Raw genomic sequence first — 23,326 nt, 5'->3', positions numbered from 1 at the left:
CGGGCCCGGGCATTCGTTGCGGCGTCCGTTTCGTCTGTTGCACGCACCTGTGCCCACCGTCACACCTGACGTCGGGGACTGAACCCGCGGTTCGGGGGTACACGGTCGGGCCGTCCCGTGCAGCGCCGATCATCGGCCGCGTACGGGACGGCTACGCGTCGGCCCCGAGTCGGTGCTACAAACGTTCGATGTGTGCATCATGTGCAGGATGCATAGAGGCCGTCGGAGAGAACGGTGTGAGAGGGGCTTGTGAGTACCAGCGAGACCGATATCCGCAATCTGCTGCTCGAGGCGCTGCGCGACCAGGAGGGGCAGATCGCCGACCGGTGGACGCTGCTCCAGCTGGAGCAGGCGGCCCTCGGCACCGACATGACCGAGAGCGAACTGCGCGAGGAGGCGCATCTGCTCATCGACGCCCTCACCGAGGCGCTGGCCAGTGACACCCCGGCCGGACGCCTGGTGACGTCGCACCACAATCTGCGCACGACGGTGACCCAGCTCTCCCTGCGCCGGGTGCGGGCCGGGGCCACCCCCACCGACACCGCGCTCGCCGTGCTCTCCCTCAAGGAGGCGCTCCTGGCGGCGGTGCAGCACACCACGCGCGACACCAGCGAACTGTTCTCGGCGGCCGTCCTGGTCAACCGGATGCTCGACGCCGCGGGCGCCCTGTCCTTCGAGACCTACGTCGAGGGGCGCGAGGAGATCATCCAGCGCCAGAGCCGCCAGCTGATGGAGCTGTCCACGCCCGTCGTACGGCTGTGGCGGCACGTGCTGGCCGTCCCGCTGATCGGCACGCTGGACACGGCCCGCACCCAGATCGTCATGGAGTCCCTGCTCCAGGCGATCCAGGACGACGAGGCCAAGATCGCCATCATCGACATCACCGGTGTGCTGACCGTCGACACGGCGGTCGCCCAGCACCTCATGCACACCGTCAACGCGGTCCGCCTGATGGGCGCCGACTGTGTCATCAGCGGCATCCGTCCGCCCATCGCCCAGACCATCGCCCAGTTGGGGATCGACCTGTCCACCATCCTGACCCGTGCGACGCTCGCCGACGCGCTCGCCGACGCGGTGAAACTGACCGACCAGCCCGCCGTCGGCTTCGCGGTCACCGGGTCGGCACCGCGATGACCACTCCCCGCCCGACGGGCGTACCCATTCTGCGGCTCGCCGACGTCCTGGTGACGGGACTGCTCAACGAGCTGGACGACCGGTCCGCGGTCGCCTTCACCGACGAGCTGACGGAACGGATCGTCTCCGACCGGGCCCGCGGTGTCCTCATCGACATCTCCCGGCTCGAGCTCATCGACTCGTTCGTGGCCCGCACCCTCATGGAACTCACGAACATGGCCCGGCTGTTGGGCGCCCGGGTCATCGTCGCGGGCATGCGCCCCGCCGTCGCGATCACCCTGGTCGAACTGGGCATCCAGCTCACCGGTGTGGAGACGGCGCTCAACGCCGAGCAGGGGCTGACCGCGCTCGGCTGGCAGCGGACCCCGGAGGGCGCAGGCCGTGACCATGTCGGATGAGCTTGCCGCACACCCGATGCACCACGGCCCGGCCCAGGTGGCCGTCCGCCGGGAGTACGAAGTACGCTCGGAGGACGACCTGCTGACGGTCCGTCATGCCGTGCGCGCGGCAACCGTCGAATGCGGTTTCGGCCTCGTCGACCAGACCCGGGTGGTGACCGCCGCCAGCGAACTGGCCCGCAACGCCTACATCCACGGAGGCGGCGGCACCCTGTCCGTCGAACTCCTCAAGCGGCGCGGCGCCGACGGGATCCGCCTCGTCATCCAGGACGAGGGGCCCGGCATCCCGGACATGGGCGCCGCGATGACGGACGGCTGGACCTCCGGCAGCGGCCTCGGCCACGGCCTGGGCGGTGCGCGGCGGCTGATGGACGAGTTCCACGTCGACACCCGTCCCGGCATCGGCACGACGGTCACCGTGGCGCGCTGGACGGTGCGGTGACGGCCTTCGCCGACGTCGCCGTGACCGCGCACGTCGTCGTCGACCACTCCAGCGCCGTGCACCACGCGACGACGCTGGCCAGGGACGCGGCGCGGGCGGCAGGACTCGGCTCCACCACCGTCGAGCGGGCCACGGTGCTCACCAGCGAGCTCGCCGGGAACCTGCTGCGGCACGCGGTCGGCGGCGCCGTCTACGTGCAACGTCTGCCGCAGGACGGCGGGCTCGACGTGATCGCCGTCGACCGGGGCCCCGGCATGGCGAGCCCCGACCGGGCGATGGTCGACGGCTACAGCACCACCGGAACCCTCGGCTCCGGCATGGGCGCGCTGCGCCGGCTCGCCGACGAGCTGACGCTGCGCACCCTGCCCGGCGTCGGCACACTCATCTGCGCCCGCTTCCACGCACCCGGGGCCGGTCCGGCGCGGGCCGACCTCGGCCTGCTCTGCCTGCCGATGCGGGGCGAGGAGGCGTGCGGGGACAGCGCGGCCGTGGCGGACGCGCCGGGCGGCCGGACGGCGGTCGTCGTGGACGGGCTCGGGCACGGCGTCGAAGCCGCCGAGGCGAGCGCCGCCGCCGTGCGGGTGTTCCACGAGGGCCCGGAGCGGCCGCTGCCGGAGCTGCTCACGGCGATGGACCGAGCGCTGCGCGGTGGCCGCGGCGCCGCGATCGGCCTGCTGCGGCTGCGGCCCGGCACGGCCGAACACTGCGGCGTCGGCAACGTACGGCTGCTGCTCGTCGACCACGACGGCGTCGGCCCCCGGGCCGCGGGACAGCCCGGCGTGGTCGGCTGGAACATGCCGCGGCCACGCCCGGTCTCCCTGCCCATGCCCGGGACGAGCGCGGCGGTGCTGCACAGCGACGGGATCGCCGCGCGCTGGGCGGACACCGCCACCCCGTTCCTGCTGGGGCTGCCGCCCCGGCTGCTCGCCGCGGCCCTGGGCCATGGCCACCGCTCGGCACGGGACGACGCGACCGCCCTGGTCACCGGGGCGGCAAGGAGGAATTCATGACCGACCGGGCGGCCGCGCCTGCGCAGCGCACGACCCACCGCTCCCCGGCCGAACTACGGGCCGCCGTACGGGCGTTGGCCGTCACGTTCCGGCTCTCCGCCGAGCTGCGCACCCGCCTGACGCTCTCCGTGGCCCGCGTCGCGGAGGCCGAACTGCGGGCCGGGCGGCCCGTGACGCTGGAGTCCTCCTACGAACAGACCACGCACCGCCAGTCCCTGACGGTACGGCTGCGCGCCCCGCAGACGCCCTGGGCGGCACCGGTCGAGGCGCTGCCGCTGCCCGGGCGGCACGAGGCCGGCACCACGGTGTGGCACGTACCGCTGCCCGGACAGCGGCGCCCGTCGGCCCTGGAGTCCGCCGACCCCTCCCCCACCGAACTCCTGGAGGAGGAGCTGCGGATCGCGGTCGCCCGCGCCGACGCCCTGGAGGCCGACCGGCGCCGGCTCACCCATGAACTGGACGAGACGAACAGCGGGGTCCTCGCCCTGTACGTCCAGTTGGAGGAGCGCGACGAGCAACTGCGCCGCGCCCACGGCCAGATGCTGCGCGAACTGGAGGACGCGCTTCGCCCCGGGCCGATGAAGGTCGACGGGCTCGAACTGGCCATCCACTACGCGCCCGCGGGTACGGACGCCCCGACCGGCGGCGACCTGTACGACTGGTTCCAGCTCCCCGACGGCACCGTGCACATCACGGTCGTCGACGCCCTCGGCCACGGCCTCACCAGTACCAGCAGCGCCCTGAACGTGACGCACGCCGTCCGCACGCTCGCCCTGGAGGGCCACCCCCTGGAGACGATCGTCGCGCGGACCGACGAGATCCTGCTGCCCTACGACCGTGAGCTGATGGCGACGGTCCTGCTGGTCCGCCTCGACCCGGCCTCGGGCCACGTCGTCCTCGCCAACGGCAGCCACCCGCCGCCCCTGCTCGTCTCCGAGGACGGCACCGCCCGGTTCCTCGAGGTACGCGGCCGGGGCATCGGCTACCCGATGGCCGGCAGCGACCGGCTGTGGCACGAGGACCTCGCCCCCGGCGACCTGCTCGTGCTGTACACGGACGGCCTCACCGAGAGCCGCCGCGACCCCTACGAAGGCGAGCGCCGGCTCGTGTCGGCGGCCGTCCGGCACCGGCACCGCCCGACCGACGACATCCCCGGCGCCCTGGCCGAGGAGATGCACACCGTGATCCTGCACCCCGACGACACGCTCGCCCTGACCGTACGGAGAAGCCGATGAAACACGCGGCACCCGAGCCCATACCCGACGGGCCGCACACCGTGCTGTCCTGCACCGTCACGGACGAGCCCGACGGGCCCGTCATCACGCTCAGCGGTGACCTCGACTACGAGACGGCCCCCGACCTGCTCGCGGCGGTGACGGCGCTCGCCGCCCCGGCCGGCACGACCGTGACCCTCGACCTGTCGGGCGTGCAGTTCTTCGACTCGGCCGGCATCAACGTGCTGCTGCGGGCCCGCGGCGCGCTCCATGAGCGCGGCGCCGAGCTGGCCGTGCGCCGCCTCTCCGCCGTCGTGGAGCGGATCTTCCGCATCACGGGCCTGGACACGGTCCTCGTCCCGGACGCCCGGACCGCGACCGGTGACCATGAAGATCCGGCGATGGGGTAGCTGTCGACTATGGAGATCGTGGTGGACGGCCCCGTGACGGGGACACAGGCCCGGGGCGCGGCTGCCCGGTTCCTCGCCGAGCACTGTCCGTGGGCCGACGCCGACGCGGTGCTGCTCGTCGTCTCGGAGCTGGTCACCAACGCGGCCCGGCACACCGGCGCCCTGGCGCGCCTGCGGCTACGGGTGGACGCGGGCGGCCTCTCGGTGGCCGTGGAGGACGGCGACCCGCGCCCGCCGGTGCCGCGCGCCCCGGACATGGGCGGGGGCGGCGGCTTCGGCTGGCACATGGTGGAACGGCTGGCCGAGCGGCTCGCGGTCCTGCCGGTGCCGGACGGCAAGCGCATCGAGGCGGGATGGGCGGCGCCGGCCGTCTGACCCGCGCCGCCCCTGCGACTAGCTCCAGCTGGCGTGCAGCGGCTTGCCCTCGGCGTAACCGGCGGCGGACTGGATGCCGACGACGGCGTTCTCCTCGAACTCGGCGAGCGAGTTGGCACCGGCGTACGTGCAGGAGGAGCGGACGCCCGCGATGATCGAGTCGATCAGGTCCTCGACGCCCGGACGCTCCGGGTCGAGGAACATCCGGGAGGTGGAGATGCCCTCCTCGAAGAGCGCCTTGCGGGCGCGGTCGTAGGCGGACTCCTCGGAGGTCCGGTTCTTCACGGCGCGCGCGGAGGCCATGCCGAAGGACTCCTTGTACGCGCGTCCCTTGGCGTCGTGCTGGAGGTCGCCCGGGGACTCGTAGGTGCCCGCGAACCAGGAGCCGATCATCACGTTCGACGCGCCGGCGGCGAGCGCCATGGCGACGTCGCGCGGGTGACGGACGCCACCGTCGGCCCAGACGTGCTTGCCGTACTTCTTCGCCTCGGCGGCGCACTCCATGACGGCGGAGAACTGCGGGCGGCCGACGCCGGTCATCATGCGCGTGGTGCACATGGCGCCGGGTCCGACACCGACCTTGATGATGTCGGCGCCGGCCTCGATCAGGTCCTTCACGCCCTCGGCGGCGACGATGTTCCCCGCCACGATCGGGACCTGCGGGTCGAGCGCGCGCACCGTTTTGATGGCGCTGATCATCGACTCCTGGTGGCCGTGGGCCGTGTCGATGACGAGGGTGTCGACGCCCGCGTCCAGGAGCTGCTTGGCCTTGCCCGCCACGTCTCCGTTGATCCCCACGGCGGCCGCGATCCGCAGCTTGCCGTCGGCGTCGGTGGCCGGGGTGTAGAGCGTGGCGCGCAGGGCGCCGGTGCGGGTCAGGATGCCGGCGAGCTTGCCGTCCTTGTCGACCGCGGGGGCGTAGCGGCGGTTGGCGCCGTCCAGCTTGTTGAAGGCGTCGCGCGGGTCGATGTCCGCGTCGAGGAGAACCAGGTCCCGGGACATGACCTCGGAGAGCTGCGTGAAGCGGTCCACGCCGGTCAGGTCCTGGTCGGTGACGACGCCGACGGGACGCAGCTCGTCGTCGACGACCACCCCGGCGTTGTGCGCGCGCTTGGGCAGCAGCGCCAGGGCGTCGGCGACGGTCTGCGTCGGCGCGAGGACGATGGGGGTGTCGAGCACCAGGTGGCGGGTCTTGACCCAGGAGATGACCTCGGTGACGACCTCGATCGGGATGTCCTGGGGAATGACGACGAGTCCGCCGCGGCGGGCGAGGGTCTCGGCCATGCGGCGTCCGGCGATCGCGGTCATGTTGGCGACGACCAGCGGGATCGTGGTGCCCGAGCCGTCCGGCGACGACAGGTCGACGGCCTGGCGGGAGCCGACGGCGCTCCGGCTCGGCACCATGAAGACGTCGTCGTACGTCAGGTCGTACGCGGGCTTGATGTCATTGAGGAAACGCACGTGCGGACATCCCAGTCGGTAGAAGGGGTGCCCAGGAGGAATCCTCCGGGGCACAAAGCACGTACTTCATTTTCCCACGGCCCCGCCTGCTCCGTCTCCGGGCCGAACATCCCAAGGTCACCGACCCGGCTCGGATGATCATCCAAGATGCCTTGCCGGACCGGGAGGGTGCGCCTACCTTCCGTGCCACCCTCTCGACCGGACGGGATCCGCCATGACGGACGACGCACGGAGCCGACCGACCGAAGCCGGGCACCGGGTGACCGGGCCGGGCGCGCGGACAAAAGCGCTCCTCAAGGAGCGGGAGCGGCTCCGGCCGAGCGGGCCCGGCGGCCGCGGTCCGATCCCGCTCGGCCGGGCCGGGGGAGCCGGCTCCTACGCCTCGGGGGCGCGGGCGGCGGTGCGGCCCGGTCGGGCCCCGTACGCAGGACCGCCCACCGCGGGCTACCACGATGAGGGGGAACTCGGGCCGGGCTCAGCCGAGGCCGAGCGCCACGGTGAGGGGGGCGTCGGTGCCCCGGCGCCGCTCCATCGCCTCGACGAACACCGCGCGGGCCGTCGCCCACTCCCCCGGGTGACGGCCCGCGAACGCCTCCCAGCCGGTCACGACGAGCACCAGCCCGTGCGCGGAGTCCGGCCAGATCCCGGAATCACCGAGACAGTCGGCCAGCGCGTCCCAGTTCCGCCCGAACCACTCCGGCAGGCTCAGGGCAGAGGCACAGCGCTCCATGAACCCCTCTTTGCCCTCGACCCCGTCAAGATCAAGAAACCGCACAGCCGAATCAAGCCCCTCCGCCCCCTCAAGCCCCTCCGGCGATTGAGGAGCGGGGTCCGGGGCAGAGCCCCGAATTGACCCCGGCTCACTCATCCGGATCGGCCCGCTGCAACGCGGACTTCGGCGCAGCCCCCGCCGCGAGCAAAAAATCGGCCGCGGCGGTATCGGTGACCAGACTGGTCACGAGCCCGGACCGCAGCACGGCGTCGATGGCGGCAGCCTTCCGCTGCCCACCCGCGATGGCCACAACCTCAGGTATCCGCCGCAGCCGGTCCGTCTCGACCGTGATGCACCGCTCCCCCAGGTCCCGCCCGACCCGGCGGCCCTGCGCGTCGAAGAGGTGCGCGGACATCTCGGCGGCGACCCCGAGGGACGCGTAGTGCGCGCGCTCCTCGTCGCTGAGCATGTCGTGCACGGTCGAGATGCCGGGCTCCCACGAGCCGATCGACACACACGCCACGGTGACCTTGTCGAAGTACTCGAAGGCGCGCGCGATCCCGGTCTGGTTGCGCAGCGCGGACGCGGTGGCCGCGTCGGGCAGCAGCATGGGCGCGTAGATCGGGTGTGCGTCGCCGCCGGACACCTGGGCGGCGCGCCGCACGGCCTCCACCGATCCGCGCTCCGCGGTCCCGGCGTCGTAGACCCCCGTCAACTGCACGACGGTGCAGGGCGGGAGGCGGTCGAGGGCCGCGGCCATGTGGATGGTGGAGCGGCCCCAGGCGAGGCCGAGGACATCGCCCTCGTTCACCAGTTCGCCGAGCAGGTCCGCGGCGACCTCGCCGAGGTTCTCGGGGTCGGGCGACTCCTCCGCCTCGGCCGGTGACTCGACGACCACCGCGTGCCGCAGGCCGTAGCGGGCGCGCAGCGCGTCGGAGCGCTCGGCGTCCAGCTCGGCCGGGACCCGGATCTCGATGCGTACGAGATCTCGCTCCAGGGCGGTCTCCAGGACCCGCGCCACCTTGAAGCGGCTGACACCGAACTCCTCGGCGATCTGGATCTTGGACTTGCCCTCCAGATAGAAGCGACGGGCCATGGCAGCCGCCTGCACCAGCTCCGCGGGTCCCATCCGCAGGGCTGACCGACCTGCCGATGATGCGGACACGGCGATCTCCTCACTTCTCTTCTGCACGACTCACTGCGTTCACAACCTGGATACGCCGTTCATCCTTGCAGATCCTTCGGGCTTGATCAGCCCTGATGGACGGCGTTCATGTATCCGTGGCTCAGTGGCCGCATGCCCATCCTGCGGACGCCGTCGCGCTCTGCGCCTGGGTGCGCAGTGCACGTACCGCCTCTGCCGGGTCGTTCGCTCCGTATACGGCCGATCCGGCGACGAAGACGTCCGCCCCGGCCTCGGCGCACCGCTCGATCGTGGCGGCCGAAACGCCACCGTCGACCTGGAGCCACAGTTCGAGACCGTGCTTGGCGATGAGCTGCCGGGTCCGGCGGATCTTCGGCAGCATGATGTCCAGAAACGCCTGCCCGCCGAAGCCCGGCTCGACCGTCATGATCAGCAGCATGTCGAGCTCGGGGAGCAGATCCTCGTACGGCTCGACGGGGGTGGCGGGCTTGAGGGCCATGGAGGCGCGGGCGCCCTTGGCGCGGATCTCGCGGGCGAGCCGGACCGGAGCGGCGGCGGCCTCGGCGTGGAAGGTGACGGAGCCCGCCCCCGCTTCGACGTACTGGGGCGCCCACTGATCGGGGTTCTCGATCATCAGATGGCAGTCCAGCGGGGTGTCCGTCGCCCGCGCGAGGGACTCTACGACCGGGACCCCCAGCGTGAGGTTGGGGACGAAGTGGTTGTCCATGACGTCGACATGGAGCCAGTCGGCGCCCTCGACGGCCTTGGCCTCGTCGGCAAGGCGGGCGAAGTCCGCGGAAAGGATGCTGGGGTTGATCTGAGCCATGCCCCCACCCTGCCATGCCCGGCGGCCCTCGCCCGCCCCGGTCTGGACCTGGAGGCGCAACCGATGCCGAGCCGTGCCCTCCCATGCCATTCTGGGCCGCCCACAGCAGGCCGACAGGAAGCACCGCGACGGACGCAGCGGGGGGCGCCATGGCGGACGTACGGACCGATGCCCGGGCCACCGGGCCGAAGACGCGACACGGGGTCGCGTGGCTGGTGTGCGGACGGCGCAGCAAGTGGCTCGTGCTGCTGCTGTGGCTGGTGATCATCGTGGGAGTGGCGCCGCTGGCCCAGAAACTCACGGACGCGCAGGACAACGACGCCCAGTCCTGGCTGCCGGGATCGGCCGAGTCGACCCAAGTCCTCGATCTCTCCAAGGACTTCAGGCCGGAGGTCGTCCCGGCGATCGTGATCTACGCCCGGGAGGGCGGCCTGACCGTCGCGGACCGGGCCCGGATCGCGGCGGACGCCCGCCAGCTCAGGCAGCTCAGCGACCACGGCCTGCGCGGCGCCGAGACCCGCGGCCCGGTCTACGACAGGCCCCTGCGGCCGTCCGCGGCGCAGATCGCCATCCCGGTGACGATGGACGAGAAGGGCTGGGAGCGGATCGCGCCCGCCGTGGACTCCGTACGGGACGCGACCGGCAGGTCGGCGGACGGGCTCACGATCCACATCACCGGGCCCGGCGGCACCTCGGCCGACTTCTCCGAGGCCTTCGAGGGCATCGATTCGACGCTGCTGCTGTCCGCCCTCGGCATCGTGATCGTGATCCTGCTGTTCACCTACCGCAGTCCTACGTTGCTCGTGGTGCCGGTGGTGAGCGTGGTGGCGGCCCTGTTCACCGCGCAGGCGCTGATCTATCTGCTCGCCGAGCACGGAGGGCTGACGGTCAACGGACAGAGCGCGGGCATCCTGACCGTCCTCGTCTTCGGCGCGGGGACGGACTACGCGCTGCTCCTCGTCGCCCGCTACCGGGAGGAGCTGCGCCGGCACGAGGACCGCCACGAGGCGATGGCGCTCGCCCTGCACCGGGCGGGCCCGGCGGTCCTGGCGTCCGGCGCGACGGTCGTGGTCAGCATGCTGATGCTGCTCACCGCCGACATGAACTCGACGCGGGGCCTTGGCCCGGTCGCCGCGATCGGCGTCGCCATCGGCCTCCTCGCCATGCTGACGCTCTTCCCGGCCCTGCTGGTGGTCTTCGGGCGCTGGCTCTTCTGGCCCGTCGTCCCGCACATGGGCTCCGCCGAACCCACCGAGCGCGGCACCTGGGCGCGGATCGGCCGCCGCATCGCCCGGCGCCCGCGCGTGGTCTGGGTGGCGACGGCGGTGGCTCTCGCCATCCTCTCCCTCGGCCTGCTCCAGCTGCGGGCGGAAGGCATCAGCAACGCCGACTCGTTCACGGACAAACCGGACTCGATCGCCGGCCAGGAAATCTCGGAGAAGTACTTCCCGGCGGGCACCGGCGATCCGCTCGTCGTCGTCGCGAACAGCGCGCAGGGCCCACAGGTGCGCCGCGCCGTCGCGACCACCGAAGGCGTGGTGGCGCGGAGCATCACCGTCCCGCCGAACACCGCGCGCGAGCACGACGGCCGCATCCTGTTCGAGGCGACGACCGCCGCCCCGTCCGACAGCCAGGCGGCCCGGGACACGGTGCAGCGGGTGCGCGACGCGGTGCGGGAGGTGCCGGACGCGGACGCGAAGGTGGGCGGCGGCCCGGCGACCCTGCTCGACATGGACCGCGCGACGGCCCACGACAACAAACTGGTCATCCCGCTGGTCCTGGTGGTCGTGCTGCTGATCCTCGGACTGCTGCTGCGCGCGGTGATCGCCCCGCTGCTGCTGATCGGGACGGTCGTCCTGTCGTTCGCCGCCGCGCTCGGCGTGAGCGCGCTCACCTTCCGGTACCTCTTCGACTACGCGGGCGAGTCGACGGACTTCCCGCTGTTCGTCTTCGTGTTCCTGGTGGCGCTCGGCATCGACTACAACATCTTCCTGACGACCCGCATCCGCGAGGAGGCCGCCCGGCAGGGCACGCGGCCGGGTGTCGTCACGGGCCTGGCCGCGACCGGCGCCGTGATCACCTCGGCGGGCCTGGTCCTGGCCGGCACGTTCGCGGCCCTGGGCACGCTGCCGATGGTGGCCTTCGCCGAGATCGGCTTCGCGGTGGCGCTCGGCGTCCTCCTGGACACCTTCATCGTGCGCTCGGTCCTGGTGACGGCGCTGTTCCTGGATGTGGGGCCACGCGTGTGGTGGCCCCACGCACTGTCCAGGGAGTCAGGCGGTGCGCCGGATCAGCGCTAGGTACATCGCGTCGGTGCCGTGCAGATGCGGCCACAGCTGCACATCGGGGCCGTCCCCGATCGCGGGCACGCCCTCCATCAGCGGGCGCGCGTCGATCAGTTCGGCGCCGCCCACCGACTTCAGCACGTCGTCGACGACCGCCCGTGTCTCGGCCAGGTGCGGGGAGCACGTCGCGTACCCGACGACGCCGCCGACGCGCACCGACTCCAGCGCCATCCGCAGCAGGGACCGCTGGAGCGGGGCGAACCCCTCGAGGTCCTCCGGGCGGCGCCGCCAGCGCGCCTCGGGACGGCGTCGCAGAGCGCCGAGTCCCGTACAGGGCACGTCCATCAGGATCCGGTCGAACGTGCCGGGGCCCCACGGCGGACGCGTGCCGTCGGCGGCGATCACCTGGTACGGCCCCGGGTTCCCGTCGAGCGCCTTCGCGACGAGACCTGCCCGGTGAGGCAGCTTCTCGGCGGCGAGCAGCGTCGCCCCGCGCCCGGCGGCGAGCCCGGCCAGCATGGCGGCCTTGCCGCCGGGGCCCGCGCAGCCGTCCAGCCACTTCTTGTCCCGGCCCTCCAGGGGGGCGTTCGCGAGAGCAAGGGCGACGAGCTGACTGCCCTCGTCCTGCACTCCGGCCCGCCCGGACCGCACGACGTCGAACGACCCCGGCTCGCCGCCCTCGGCCAGCCGCACCGCGTACGGGGACCAGCGGCCCGGCAGCCCGGACTCCTCACCGACCTCGGCGAGGACGGCGTCGGCTGTGGTCCGCCCGGGCCGCGCCACGAGCGTCACCTCGGGCCGCTCGTTGTCCGCCTCCAGCAGGTCCTCGATCCCCGCGCGGCCACCGCCGAGGGAGTCCCAGAGCGCCGAGACGACCCATCGCGGATGCGAATGGACCACGGCGAGATGGTCCTCGGGGTCCTCGTCGTACGGCGGCGCGACCCGCTCCAGCCAGGCGTCGAGATCGTCCCGCGAGACCTTGCGCAGCACGGCGTTGACGAACTTGGCCCGCCCGTCGCCGAGCACGACCCGGGCCAGCTCCACGGAGGCCGACACGGCGGCGTGCGTCGGGATGCGCGTCCCGAGCAACTGGTGCACACCCAGGTTCAGCACGTCGAGCACCGGCGGGTCGACCTCGCGCAGCGGCCGGTCGATGCAGGCCGCGACGATCGCGTCGTAGGTGCCCTGGCGGCGCAGCGTCCCGTACACGAGCTCGGTCGCGAGCGCGGCGTCCCGGCCGTCGAACTTCTCGGCCCCCTCCTGCTCCCCCTTCTCGCGCGCCTTGCGCAGCAGCGGCGGCAGGACGAGGTTCGCGTAGGCGTCCCGCTCGTCGACGGCGCGCAGCGCCTCGAACGCGAGGATGCGCACGGGGTCCTTCTTCGGGCGGCGGTGCGGCTTGCCGGGCTTGCCCGACTGTCCGGGCCCGCCGGGCTTCCCGGCCGTACCGGCCTTCTGGGGACGGCGATTCGACGAGGTCGGCTGGTCGCTCAAAGGTGCTCCGCTGGTGGGGTCGTACGGGCGGTACGCAGAGGTCGTCCGCCGAAATGAACCCTCCCAGACTACGTCGCGGCCCGCCCGCCCGGCCCCCGGGCCCGGTGTTGGGCCAGGGGGCCGGCGCCTCAGCCCAGCCGCTCGCCCGTCGTGATGCGCACCCCGCGCGCCCAGTCCGCGGCGGCCATCGGCTTCTTGCCCTGGGCCTGCACCCACAGCAGCTCGACGGCGTGCGATCCGGTGCCGACGTGCAGGTTCTTCTTGCCGACGCTCAGCTCGCCCGGCGCCAGATCCGTGCGGTCCGGCGCGAGCACGGCCGTGCGCACCTTCAGCCGCTCGCCCCGGAACTCGGTCCACGCGCCCGGCGCGGGCGTGCAGCCGCGCACCACCCGGTCGACGCGCAGGGCGGGCGCCGCCCAGTCGATCCGGGCGTCCTCGACGGTGATCTTCGGGGCGAGCGAGATGCCGTCGGCGGGCTGCGTCACGGCCTTGAGCGTGCCGTCCTCGATGCCGTCCATCGTCGCGACGAGCAGCCCGGAGCCCGCGAAGGCGAGGCGGGTCAGCAGGTCGCCGCTGGTGTCGGTGGAGCGGACCGGCTCGGTCACGGTGCCGTACACGGGTCCGGAGTCCAGGCCCTCCTCGATGAGGAAGGTGGAGGCGCCGGTGATCTCGTCGCCCGCCATGACGGCGTGCTGCACGGGCGCGGCCCCGCGCCAGGCGGGCAGCAGCGAGAAGTGCAGATTGACCCAGCCGCGCGTGGGCACGTCGAGGGCGATCTTGGGCAGCAGCGCCCCGTAGGCGACGACCGGGCAGCAGTCCGGGCCGATCTCGCGCAGCCGGGCGAGGAACTCCTCGTCACGCGGCTTCTGGGGCTTGAGCACCTCGATCCCGGCTTCCTCGGCCCGCTCGGCGACCGGGCTGGCGACGAGACGGCGGCCGCGCCCCGCGGGGGCGTCCGGCCGGGTGACGACCGCGGCGACCTCGTGCCGGTCGGAGGCGATCAGGGCGTCCAGAGCGGGAACGGCGACCTCGGGGGTGCCGGCGAAGACAAGCTTCATCAGGGGCTAACGGCCTCTCGGGGCAGGGTCACGGGCAGCGCACCAGTCTATGGCGGTCCCGCGGCGGTCACACATGGGGCGCACGCCTGAACGTGCGCCCCGTGCATATGCGGATGCGCCCGAACAGCGTGACCCCTCACTGGATGGCGCGTTGGTCAAGAAAGAGTTGACCAGTCCAGGGGCCGTGATCACTCGATCGTCAACGGAAGTTGTCGTTGCTGCGAGCGCGGCCCCCTCCTTTTTTCATCGCCGGTTCGAGAGGCTTGTAAATGGCCGACCACGCAACCCACGACGCCCAGGCACGGGCCAGCCTGCATCTGTTGGTGCGGGACATCGAGCGGGTCCGCCGGCAGGTGGACGCACTGCGCACCCTCACCGCCCAGCTCGGCAACGTCTACCGCCCGCGCCGCTCCGGCCCCTCCGCGGGGTTCGTCGTCTACGGGCGCGCACCCGCCCCGACCGTCCGTCTCGCCCAGGAGCTGCGGGACAGCGTCGAGACCCTGGTGACCGCCGCCGTGGACTTCGACCGTTCGCTGGGTTTCTCGTGGGACGCGGTGGGCTCCGCTCTCGGAGTCACCAAGCAGGCGGTGCACCGCCGGTACGGGGCCCGCAGGGCGGTCACGCAGGCGGCGGCCGACGCCGAGCGGGCCACCGACACTCCTACGTCCCCGCGCCCGGCCCTGCCGCTGGGCGCGGGGCCACTGCCGTCGGTGCCCGCCGCCCGCGCCATGCCGAGCCAGCCGACCGCGGGCAGCCCCGTCCTGCGCGACGAGGCCCGGCCGGGCGCCTTCCCCGGCCCCCGGAACGGCTGAGCCGAGTTCCGAAACTGCCTCCCCGCACCCGGTGCGGGGAGGCAGTGGTGCGTCGACACCCCCGCGGCAGCCCGATCCGGCCCCGGTCACCCGATGTCGAGCGGGTCCACCCGCACTCGCACCGGCTCGACCCCGCCGCGCGCCATCCGCGCGGCCTGCGCCTGCTTGAGGGCGCGGGCGAGGACGGCGCCGCTGCCGGGGGGCACCCGCACCAGGACGCGCTCCCCCTGCTCACCGGCCGGAGGCGCCCCCGGCCGCCGGGAAGCGCCCGGTCCGGAGTCGGGCAGCGGCACAGGACCCAGCACCTCGGCGTCCGCGGGCAGTTCGACCGCACCGAGGAAGTCGGCGAGCGCGTCCGGGGCCCCGCTCACCGACGCCATCCGGGACACCGGCGGAAAACCCAGCTCGGCCCGGTCGGCGAGCTCCCGCACCGCGTGCCCGGCCGGATCCCAGCGCACCAGGGCCTGCACCGGGCGCAGCGTCGGCTCCGCCATGATCACGACGGTGCCGCCCGCTTCCTGGGGCCTGACCAGCGCGGACGCGGCGATCCAGCGGCGCAGCGCGTCCTCCCCCGCCCGCAGATCGGGCCGCCCGAGCATCGCCCATCCGTCGAGCAGCAGCGCGGCGGCGTACCCGCCCTCGGCGACGGGCTCGGCGCCGGGCGTGCTCACGACCAGCGCGGGCGCCCCCGACACCGTGTCCAGCACCTGCTCACGCCCGGACGTCCGAACCGGCACCGTGGAGAAGGCCCGGCCCAGCTCCTCGGCGGTGCGCCGCGCTCCGACGACCTGCGCCCGCAGCCGGGAGCCGCCGCACTCGCCGCAGTGCCAGTTCGCCTCCTCCCGGCCGCACCAGCCGCAGGCCAGCACGCCGGTGGCCTCCCGGGCCTCCAGCGGGCCCGCGCAGTGCCGGCAGCGGGCGGGCTCCCGGCACCGCTGGCAGGCCAGGCGCGGCACGTAGCCGCGGCGCGGCACCTGGACGAGCACCGGCCCGTCGCGCAGGGCGGCCCGCGCCACGTCCCAGGCGATGCTGGGCAGTCGGGCGGCCCGCGCCGCCTCGTCCCTGGCGACATCGAGGTCCCCCACGGTCCGTACCAGGGGGGCGGTCCTGCGCACGGCTTCCCTGGGCGCGGCGACCGCGGCGGCCCAGCCGCTGCGCACCAGCTGGGCCGCCTCGACGGTGCAGCTCCAACCGCCCAGCAGAAACGCGCACTTGTCGCGCGTGGCCCGCAGCTCCAGGACCTCGCGCACATGCGGGAACGGCGCGCGCTCATCGCTGTGGTGCCCGTCCCCGTCGTCCCACACGACGACAAGTCCCAGATCCCGTACGGGAGCGAACATGGCGGCCCGCGTCCCCACCACGGCCCGTACCGCGCCCCGGCGCACGGCGAGCCACTCCTGGTAGCGCCGCTGCTGCCCGGCGTCGGCGGTCAGCAGCGCGTGCTGTCCCTCCCCGAGCGTCTCCCGCAGCGCGGCATCGACCCGCGCCGCGAGCCGCACCGTCGGGACGACCACGAGGGCGCCCCGCCCCGAGGCGAGGGTCGCCTGCACGGCCCGGGCGATCTCCGCCGCCCACTCGGGCCCCGGCAGCGCGGTCCACACCGCGCGCGGCGCGCCCCCGGCGGCCAGGGACGCCAGCAGATCGGCCCCGCGCTCGTAGCGCTGCCACGATCCGGGCTCGGGCGCGGCCGGAGGAGCCGGCGGCGGTGGGAACTCCCTCGCCTCCGCCTTGGCGTGCCGGGGCGGCACCGCGAGCTGCAGCACGTCCGCGAGGCTCCCCGCGTACCGGTCGGCCACGGCCCGCGTCAGCCCCAACAGCGCGGCGTCCAGCACCGGTTCGGGCGAGAGGACCTGGGCGAGTGCGGCCAGCGGCCCCTGATACTCGGCCTCGGCGACCCGCTCCACCAGGAACCCGTCGATCAGGCCGCCGCCCTCGCGCCGCCCGTCCCGCACGTTCTTCGACCCGGCGCCGAAGCGGACCCGCACCCGCACCCCGGGCTGTGCGACGGCGTCCAGCTCCTCCGGCACCGCGTACTCGAAGTACCGGTCGAGGTGCAGCACTCCCTTGTCGACGAGGACCCGGGCCACCGGCAGCTCCTTGGCGAGGGCCGCACCCCGCCACGTCCGCGGCTTCGCTTTCGGCGCCTTCGCCCTGCGCACGCTCTCCCGAATGAACGCGAGCTGCTCCGGCTCGCCGCCGCCGGGCCCCTCGGGCGTGTCGTTCTCGCTGCTCACAGGTGCATTCCTACCAGAGGGGACCGACAGCGAAAGGCCCGGGAAAACGCCGGAGGCCCGGCCCTCCCGAAGGAGAGCCGGGCCCGCGGGCGTCGGAAGCCGGGACCTAGAGGCCCGCGGCCTTGCGCAGCGCGTCCACGCGGTCCGTCTTCTCCCAGGTGAAGTCGGGCAGCGGACGCCCGAAGTGGCCGTAGGCGGCCGTCTGGGAGTAGATCGGGCGCAGCAGGTCGAGGTCGCGGATGATCGCGGCCGGGCGCAGGTCGAAGACCTCCGTGATCGCGGCCTCGATCGTGTCCGTGTCCACCGCGTTCGTGCCGAAGGTCTCCACGAAGAGACCGACGGGCTCGGCCTTGCCGATCGCGTAGGCGACCTGGACCTCGCAGCGCGTGGCGAGACCGGCGGCCACCACGTTCTTGGCGACCCAGCGCATCGCGTACGCGGCGGAGCGGTCGACCTTCGACGGGTCCTTGCCGGAGAAGGCGCCGCCGCCGTGCCGGGCGTAGCCGCCGTACGTGTCGATGATGATCTTGCGGCCGGTGAGGCCGGCGTCGCCCATCGGGCCGCCGATCTCGAAGCGGCCGGTCGGGTTGACCAGCAGGCGGTAGCCCTCGGTCTCCAGCTTGATGCCGTCGTCGAGGAGGGCCTTCAGCTCCGGCTCCACGACGAACTCGCGGATGTCGGGGGCGAGGAGCGAGTCGAGGTCGATGTCCGAGGCGTGCTGGGAGGAGACCACGACCGTGTCCAGGCGGACCGCCTTGTCACCGTCGTACTCGATGGTGACCTGGGTCTTCCCGTCGGGACGCAGGTAGGGGATCGTGCCGTTCTTGCGGACCTCGGAGAGGCGGCTCGACAGGCGGTGCGCGAGGTGGATCGGGAGCGGCATCAGGTTCGGCGTCTCGTCGCACGCGTAGCCGAACATCAGGCCCTGGTCGCCGGCGCCCTGCTTGTCCAGCTCGTCGTCGTCGCCCTCGACACGGTTCTCGTACGCCGTGTCGACGCCCTGCGCGATGTCCGGGGACTGCGATCCGATGGAGACCGAGACGCCACAAGAAGCGCCGTCGAAGCCCTTCTTCGAGGAGTCGTAGCCGATCTCGAGGATCTTGTCGCGCACGAGCTGCGCGATCGGCGCGTACGCCTTGGTCGTGACCTCGCCGGCCACGTGCACCAGTCCGGTGGTGATCAGCGTCTCGACGGCGACGCGGGACGTGGGGTCCTCGCGGAGCAGTGCGTCGAGAATCGTGTCGCTGATCTGGTCAGCGATCTTGTCGGGGTGGCCCTCGGTCACGGACTCCGAGGTGAACAGGCGACGGGACACAACGCTCCCTGTGGTTGCAGCGGCTGCTGGCTGATCATTGATGGACTGCCGGGAGCTGCGCCCGGCGGCGTCCGAGACCAGTTTATCGGTCACACTCGTCCGCCGGACCACGTGTCTCGCCACTTGGGAGGGCTGTGACCTGCGACACGGCATTCTGCGACACGACGGACGGTCTCCGGAAGACTACTGGGCGCCCCTGATCGGCCGGTTTTCAGACACGCCGGACGACCTCGTCCCAGATCCGGTCCGCGAGGGCTTCCTTCGGGCCGTAGGGGACCGGGGTCTCCGTCCCGTCGGCGCTCAGGATCACGGCCTCGTTCTCCTCGGAGCCGAAGGTCTTGCGCTCCCCGACCTCGTTGACGACGAGCAGGTCACAGCCCTTGCGGGCGAGTTTGGCGCGGCCGTTGGCGAGGACGTCGTCGGTCTCGGCGGCGAATCCGACGACCACCTGACCGGGGCGCTGCCGGTCGGCGGACACCTCCGCGAGGATGTCCGGGTTGCGGACGAGGGCGACCGGCGCGGGCTCCTCGCCGTCCTTCTTCTTGATCTTGCCTGTCGCGTACACCTCGGGGCGGAAGTCGGCCACGGCCGCCGCCATGACGACCGCGTCGGCGTCGGCCGCCGCTTTGAGGACCGCTTCCCGGAGCTGCACGGCCGTGCCCACGTGGACGACGTCGACGCCGGCCGGGTCGGGCAGCGCCGCGTTGGCGGAGAGCAGGGTGACCCGGGCGCCGCGGGCGGCTGCCGTACGGGCCAGCGCGTAGCCCTGCTTGCCCGAGGAGCGGTTGCCGAGGAAGCGGACCGGGTCGAGGGGTTCGCGGGTGCCGCCCGCGCTGACGACGACGTGCTTGCCGGCCAGGTCGGAGACGGCCGCGTCGGCGCCGCGCGCCAGCACACGGCGTACGTACTCGAAGATCTCGACCGGGTCGGGGAAGCGTCCCTTGCCGGTGTCGACGCCGGTCAGACGGCCGACGGCGGGCTCGATGACGAGGGCGCCGCGGCGGCGCAGCGTCGCGACGTTCTCCTGGGTCGCCGGGTGCTCCCACATCTCGGTGTGCATGGCGGGCGCGAAGACGACCGGACAGCGGGCCGTGAGCAGGGTGTTGGTGAGGAGGTCGTCGGCGAGGCCGTGGGCCGCCTTGGCGAGCATGTCGGCGGTGGCCGGGGCGACGATCACGAGGTCCGCGTGCTGGCCGATCCGCACGTGCGGTACCTCGTGGACGGAGTCCCAGACCTCGGTGGAGACCGGGTTGCCGGAGAGCGCCGACCAGGTCGCGGCGCCGACGAAGTGCAGCGCCGAGTCCGTGGGGACGACGCGCACGTCGTGGCCGGACTCGGTGAGGCGCCGCAGCAGTTCACACGCCTTGTAGGCGGCGATGCCGCCGCTGACGCCCAGTACGACCTTCGGCTTGCCGACCGTCTCCACTGTCTCCACCGTCCGTGCCTCCCCGCGTGCGTGTGTGTACGACTCCATGACACACCACAGGCCCGACAGCCGGGCTGTCGGGCCTGTGGTGAAGCGGTTCGGGCGTTACTGCGCGGGGCCCTCGATGGCCTCGGACGTCAGCAGGCCCGCGTTGATCTCACGCAGGGCGATCGAGAGCGGCTTCTCGTGGACGTGCGTGTCCACCAGCGGGCCGACGTACTCGAGGAGGCCCTCGCCGAGCTGCGAGTAGTACGCGTTGATCTGACGCGCGCGCTTGGCGGCGTAGATGACCAGGCTGTACTTCGAGTCGGTTGCCTCGAGAAGCTCATCAATCGGCGGGTTGATGATGCCCTCGGGCGCGGTGATGGAAGAGGACACGCTCTGCCTTCCGATGGTTAAAGACTGGGGTAGGGACCGGAATGGTCACTACGGTGAAGATCAAACAACTTTCATCAAGGCTAGCAGCTCACGCGCCACGTCCTCGACGGAGGTGTTGACCAGGGTGGTGTCGAACTCCGACTCGGCGGCCAGTTCGATCTTGGCGGCCCCGAGCCTGCGCTCGATGACGTCGGGGGCCTCGGTACCGCGCCCGGTGAGCCGGCGGACCAGCTCCTCCCAGCTCGGCGGGGCCAGGAAGACCAGCTGCGCCTCGGCCATCGACTCCCGGACCAGGCGTGCGCCCTGGAGGTCGATCTCGAGAAGTACGGGCTCGCCGGCCTCGAGATGATCGAGGACGGCGCCTCGCGGAGTGCCGTAGCGGTTCCCCGCGAACTCGGCCCACTCGAGGAGCTCGCCGTTGGCGATCAGCTTGTCCATCTCCTCGTCGGTGACGAAGAAGTACTGGACTCCGTGCTTCTCGCCGGGGCGCGGCTTGCGGGTCGTCGCCGACACCGAGAGCCAGACCTCGGGGTGTTCCTTGCGCATATGGGCGACGACCGTGCTCTTGCCGACCCCGGAGGGGCCGGAGAGCACGGTCAGCCGCGGACGTTCACTCATGCAGCGATTATTCCAGTTGTTCCGGAGTGCCCGGACCAGCCCGGGGGCCGGCCAGTGGCGCTCAGGCTCCGGTGCTGCCGAACTCGCGCTCCAGGGAGGCGATCTGGTTGGAACCGAGACCGCGGACCCGGCGGGATTCGGAGATCCCGAGCCGCTCCATGATCTGCTTGGCGCGGACCTTGCCCACGCCCGGCAGGGACTCCAGGAGGGCGGAGACCTTCATCTTGCCGATGACGTCGTTCTCCTGGCCCTGCTTGATGACCTCGTGGAGGGAGGCGCCGGAGTGCTTGAGTCGATTCTTGACCTCGGCCCGCTCCCGGCGAGCCGCGGCGGCCTTCTCGAGCGCGGCTGCGCGCTGTTCAGGGGTAAGGGGCGGAAGAGCCACGCCTACGTCACCTCGGATGTCGAAACTGTCGGATACGGACCGGTGAGGAACTTAGTCGCCCCACACCTCTCGACGGAGACTAGCGGCCAAGGCCGTCCGAGTCAGCGAGAACGAACGAAAAGTCCTGGTCAGCCTCTGTCGAGCTGTGCATTTCAGACAAAACAACCAGTAAATCGGTCAAGATTCGGACGCGAGGCCAAAGGTCGGCACGGAGTGCCACCCTCCAGCGCCTCTCATCAGGCGCCTTCGACCGCCTCACGCACCTCGTCCGCGAAGCGGACGGCCGCGTCCCGCAGCGCCGTCACGGACGGCCCGGCCTTCAGGACGCCACGGCTCACGTTCGGTACGACGTTGCGCACGGCCGGGCCGAACACCTTCGGCAGATCGGCGGCCGTGGCGCCCTGAGCGCCGATACCGGGAGCGAGCAGCGGACCGTTGACGGCGAGCTCGTAGGAGGACAGGTCCCCGAGGGTCGCGCCGACAACCGCGCCGAAGGAACCCAGCGGGCTCTCCCCCGCGTTCTCCTCGGCGAGGTGCGCGAGCATCGTGGCGCCCACGTTGCGGCCGTCGGCCCGCACCGCGTGCTGGACCTCGCCGCCCTCCGGGTTGGACGTGAGCGCGAGGACGAAGAGTCCCGCTCCCGACTCGCGCGCGAGCTCGACGGCGGGCTTCAGCGACCCGTAGCCCAGGTACGGCGACACCGTCAGGGCGTCCGAGAACAGCGGGGAGTCCGGGTGCAGGAAGGTCTGCGCGTACGCGGCCATGGTGGAGCCGATGTCGCCGCGCTTGGCGTCCATGACGACGAGGGTGCCGGCGGCGCGCAGGTCGGCGACGGCGCGCTCCAGGACGGCGACGCCGCGCGAGCCGAACCGCTCGAAGAACGCGGACTGCGGCTTCACCACGGCGACGGTGCCGGCCAGGGCCTCGACGGTCGTACGGGTGAAGGACTCCAGGCCCGCGATGTCGTCGCCGAGGCCCCAGGAGGACAGCAGGGCGGCGTGCGGGTCGATGCCGACGCAGAGCGGGCCGCGCTCGTCCATGACGCGGCGCAGGCGGGCGCCGAAGGGTTCCAGGGCCGTCATGCGGAGACCTTCTTCACATCGGCGCCGACCGCGTCGGCGAGGGTGGCGTACGGGGAGGCGTTCAGGCGGGCGGCGAGGCCCTTGTGGATCGCGCGGGCGTAGAACGGGCCTTCGTAGATGAAGGCGCTGTAGCCCTGGATGAGCGTGGCACCGGCGAGAATGCGCTGCCAGGCGTCCTCGGCGTTCTCGATGCCGCCGACGCCCACGAGGGTGACCTGGTCCCCCACGCGCGCGTAGAGGCGCCTGAGGACCTCCAGGGAGCGCTTCTTGAGGGGCGCCCCGGACAGCCCGCCGGTCTCGTTCACGACGTCGCCCTCGGTGGCGAGGCCGGTGCGGGAGATCGTGGTGTTCGTGGCGATGATGCCGTCCAGGCCGAGTTCGACGGCCAGGTCGGCGACGGCGTCGACGTCCTCGTCGGCGAGGTCCGGCGCGATCTTCACGAGGAGCGGGACGCGGCGCGAGCGCACGGTGCGGTCGGCGGCCTCGCGCACGGCCGTGAGCAGCGGGCGCAGCGCCTCGGTGGCCTGGAGGTTGCGCAGCCCCGGGGTGTTGGGCGAGGAGACGTTCACGACGAGGTAGTCGGCGAAGGCGGCGAGGCGCTCGGTCGACTTCACGTAGTCCGCGGCGGCCTCGGCCTCCGGCACGACCTTGGTCTTGCCGATGTTCACGCCGACCGTCGTCCTGAAGACCGGGTTGCGGGAGGCGAGGCGGGCGGCGACGGCCAGCGAGCCCTCGTTGTTGAAGCCCATGCGGTTGATGAGCGCGCGGTCCTGCACGAGGCGGAAGAGGCGCTTCTTGGGGTTGCCGGGCTGCGGCTCGCCCGTGACGGTGCCGATCTCGATGTGGTCGAAGCCGAGCATGGCCATGCCGTCGACAGCGATGGCGTTCTTGTCGAAACCGGCGGCGAGCCCGAAAGGACCGTGCATACGCAGGCCGAGGGCTTCGGTACGCAGCTCCTTGTGGCGCGGCGCGAGAGCGGCGGCCGCGAAGGTGCGCAACACGGGGGTGCGGGCCGTGCGGCGGATCCAGCGGAAGGCCAGGTAGTGGGCCTGCTCGGGGTCCATGCGCTTGAAGACGAGATTGAAGAACAGCTTGTACATGGCTGAAGTCCTAGGG

Annotated in this window: 23 protein-coding genes; 9 read left to right on the top strand and 14 right to left on the bottom strand. The window is 72.5% G+C overall.

Annotated features, from left to right (window positions below; genetic code table 11):
• Positions 1-249: 249 nt before the first annotated feature.
• Genes ABD366_RS38570 through ABD366_RS38540 form a run of 7 tightly spaced genes read left to right on the top strand, consistent with a single transcriptional unit; the run spans position 250 to position 4,983 of the window.
• The gene (locus ABD366_RS38570) at positions 250-1,134 is read left to right on the top strand and encodes an STAS domain-containing protein (protein WP_324775617.1); all 885 of its coding nucleotides are present in this window, start codon (positions 250-252) and stop codon (positions 1,132-1,134) included.
• On the top strand, positions 1,131-1,532 hold the full coding sequence (locus tag ABD366_RS38565; RefSeq protein WP_324775615.1) for an STAS domain-containing protein: 402 nt from the start codon (positions 1,131-1,133) through the stop codon (positions 1,530-1,532). The genes ABD366_RS38570 and ABD366_RS38565 overlap by 4 nt, the downstream gene beginning before the upstream one ends.
• Before the next feature lie 16 nt (positions 1,533-1,548).
• On the top strand, positions 1,549-1,974 hold the full coding sequence (locus ABD366_RS38560) for an ATP-binding protein (protein ID WP_324775665.1): 426 nt from the start codon (positions 1,549-1,551) through the stop codon (positions 1,972-1,974).
• The gene (locus tag ABD366_RS38555) at positions 1,971-2,984 is read left to right on the top strand and encodes an ATP-binding protein (protein ID WP_324775614.1); all 1,014 of its coding nucleotides are present in this window, start codon (positions 1,971-1,973) and stop codon (positions 2,982-2,984) included. Before ABD366_RS38560 ends, ABD366_RS38555 begins: the two co-directional genes overlap by 4 nt.
• Positions 2,981-4,219, top strand: a complete 1,239-nt coding sequence (locus ABD366_RS38550; RefSeq protein ID WP_324775613.1) for a PP2C family protein-serine/threonine phosphatase — start codon at positions 2,981-2,983, stop codon at positions 4,217-4,219. Before ABD366_RS38555 ends, ABD366_RS38550 begins: the two co-directional genes overlap by 4 nt.
• Complete coding sequence (locus ABD366_RS38545; protein ID WP_324775612.1) at positions 4,216-4,608, top strand: STAS domain-containing protein; 393 nt, start codon at positions 4,216-4,218, stop codon at positions 4,606-4,608. Before ABD366_RS38550 ends, ABD366_RS38545 begins: the two co-directional genes overlap by 4 nt.
• 9 nt (positions 4,609-4,617) lie before the next feature.
• Positions 4,618-4,983 (top strand): ATP-binding protein, encoded by a 366-nt coding sequence (locus ABD366_RS38540; RefSeq protein ID WP_324775611.1) that lies wholly within the window; start codon positions 4,618-4,620, stop codon positions 4,981-4,983.
• Positions 4,984-5,001: 18 nt separating this feature from the next.
• Here ABD366_RS38540 and ABD366_RS38535 read toward each other — a convergent pair whose 3' ends face one another.
• The 4 genes from ABD366_RS38535 to rpe form a co-directional block, all read right to left on the bottom strand.
• Entirely contained in the window at positions 5,002-6,444 is a 1,443-nt protein-coding gene (locus ABD366_RS38535; RefSeq protein WP_324775609.1) for a GuaB1 family IMP dehydrogenase-related protein, read from the bottom strand.
• 475 nt (positions 6,445-6,919) lie between these two features.
• A complete protein-coding gene (locus ABD366_RS38530; RefSeq protein ID WP_324775607.1) occupies positions 6,920-7,219 on the bottom strand; it encodes a barstar family protein in 300 nt (99 codons plus the stop codon).
• A gap of 85 nt (positions 7,220-7,304) precedes the next feature.
• Positions 7,305-8,285, bottom strand: coding sequence for a sugar-binding transcriptional regulator (locus ABD366_RS38525; RefSeq protein ID WP_324775664.1), 981 nt, complete (start codon positions 8,283-8,285; stop codon positions 7,305-7,307).
• A gap of 157 nt (positions 8,286-8,442) precedes the next feature.
• On the bottom strand, positions 8,443-9,126 hold the full coding sequence (gene rpe / locus ABD366_RS38520) for a ribulose-phosphate 3-epimerase (RefSeq protein ID WP_324775605.1): 684 nt from the start codon (positions 9,124-9,126) through the stop codon (positions 8,443-8,445).
• A 149-nt stretch (positions 9,127-9,275) separates the two neighbouring features.
• Between rpe and ABD366_RS38515 the strand changes: the two genes are divergently transcribed.
• Entirely contained in the window at positions 9,276-11,426 is a 2,151-nt protein-coding gene (locus ABD366_RS38515; RefSeq protein ID WP_324775603.1) for an MMPL family transporter, read from the top strand.
• On the opposite strand, the gene ABD366_RS38510 is transcribed toward ABD366_RS38515, so the two are convergent.
• Complete coding sequence (locus ABD366_RS38510) at positions 11,400-12,902, bottom strand: RsmB/NOP family class I SAM-dependent RNA methyltransferase (RefSeq protein ID WP_324775602.1); 1,503 nt, start codon at positions 12,900-12,902, stop codon at positions 11,400-11,402. The genes ABD366_RS38515 and ABD366_RS38510 overlap by 27 nt on opposite strands.
• Positions 12,903-13,030: 128 nt before the next feature.
• Positions 13,031-13,960, bottom strand: coding sequence for a methionyl-tRNA formyltransferase (fmt, locus tag ABD366_RS38505; protein ID WP_324775600.1), 930 nt, complete (start codon positions 13,958-13,960; stop codon positions 13,031-13,033).
• A gap of 269 nt (positions 13,961-14,229) precedes the next feature.
• On the opposite strand from fmt, the gene ABD366_RS38500 reads away from it, so the two are divergent.
• Complete coding sequence (locus tag ABD366_RS38500; protein ID WP_344443350.1) at positions 14,230-14,772, top strand: hypothetical protein; 543 nt, start codon at positions 14,230-14,232, stop codon at positions 14,770-14,772.
• Positions 14,773-14,858: 86 nt separating this feature from the next.
• Here ABD366_RS38500 and ABD366_RS38495 read toward each other — a convergent pair whose 3' ends face one another.
• From ABD366_RS38495 to ABD366_RS38460, 8 genes are all read right to left on the bottom strand, one after another.
• Positions 14,859-17,006 (bottom strand): primosomal protein N', encoded by a 2,148-nt coding sequence (locus tag ABD366_RS38495; protein WP_344443348.1) that lies wholly within the window; start codon positions 17,004-17,006, stop codon positions 14,859-14,861.
• Between the two features lie 106 nt (positions 17,007-17,112).
• Complete coding sequence (gene metK, locus ABD366_RS38490) at positions 17,113-18,321, bottom strand: methionine adenosyltransferase (protein ID WP_324767528.1); 1,209 nt, start codon at positions 18,319-18,321, stop codon at positions 17,113-17,115.
• A gap of 211 nt (positions 18,322-18,532) precedes the next feature.
• Positions 18,533-19,795, bottom strand: a complete 1,263-nt coding sequence (coaBC, locus tag ABD366_RS38485) for a bifunctional phosphopantothenoylcysteine decarboxylase/phosphopantothenate--cysteine ligase CoaBC (RefSeq protein ID WP_324767526.1) — start codon at positions 19,793-19,795, stop codon at positions 18,533-18,535.
• A gap of 57 nt (positions 19,796-19,852) precedes the next feature.
• Positions 19,853-20,125, bottom strand: coding sequence for a DNA-directed RNA polymerase subunit omega (gene rpoZ, locus ABD366_RS38480; RefSeq protein WP_005319902.1), 273 nt, complete (start codon positions 20,123-20,125; stop codon positions 19,853-19,855).
• 60 nt (positions 20,126-20,185) lie between these two features.
• Entirely contained in the window at positions 20,186-20,743 is a 558-nt protein-coding gene (gmk, locus tag ABD366_RS38475) for a guanylate kinase (protein ID WP_324767525.1), read from the bottom strand.
• Between the two features lie 61 nt (positions 20,744-20,804).
• Positions 20,805-21,128 (bottom strand): integration host factor, encoded by a 324-nt coding sequence (locus ABD366_RS38470; protein WP_026246651.1) that lies wholly within the window; start codon positions 21,126-21,128, stop codon positions 20,805-20,807.
• A gap of 236 nt (positions 21,129-21,364) precedes the next feature.
• A complete protein-coding gene (pyrF, locus tag ABD366_RS38465; protein WP_324767523.1) occupies positions 21,365-22,210 on the bottom strand; it encodes an orotidine-5'-phosphate decarboxylase in 846 nt (281 codons plus the stop codon).
• A complete protein-coding gene (locus ABD366_RS38460; RefSeq protein ID WP_324767522.1) occupies positions 22,207-23,310 on the bottom strand; it encodes a quinone-dependent dihydroorotate dehydrogenase in 1,104 nt (367 codons plus the stop codon). The genes pyrF and ABD366_RS38460 overlap by 4 nt, the downstream gene beginning before the upstream one ends.
• Positions 23,311-23,326 lie beyond the last annotated feature (16 nt).

Origin of the sequence: Streptomyces kunmingensis (assembly GCF_039533535.1) — a bacterium.
In the GTDB taxonomy this organism is placed as follows: Bacteria; Actinomycetota; Actinomycetes; order Streptomycetales; family Streptomycetaceae; genus Streptomyces; species Streptomyces kunmingensis.
This window is presented reverse-complemented; position numbering and strand designations above follow the sequence as displayed.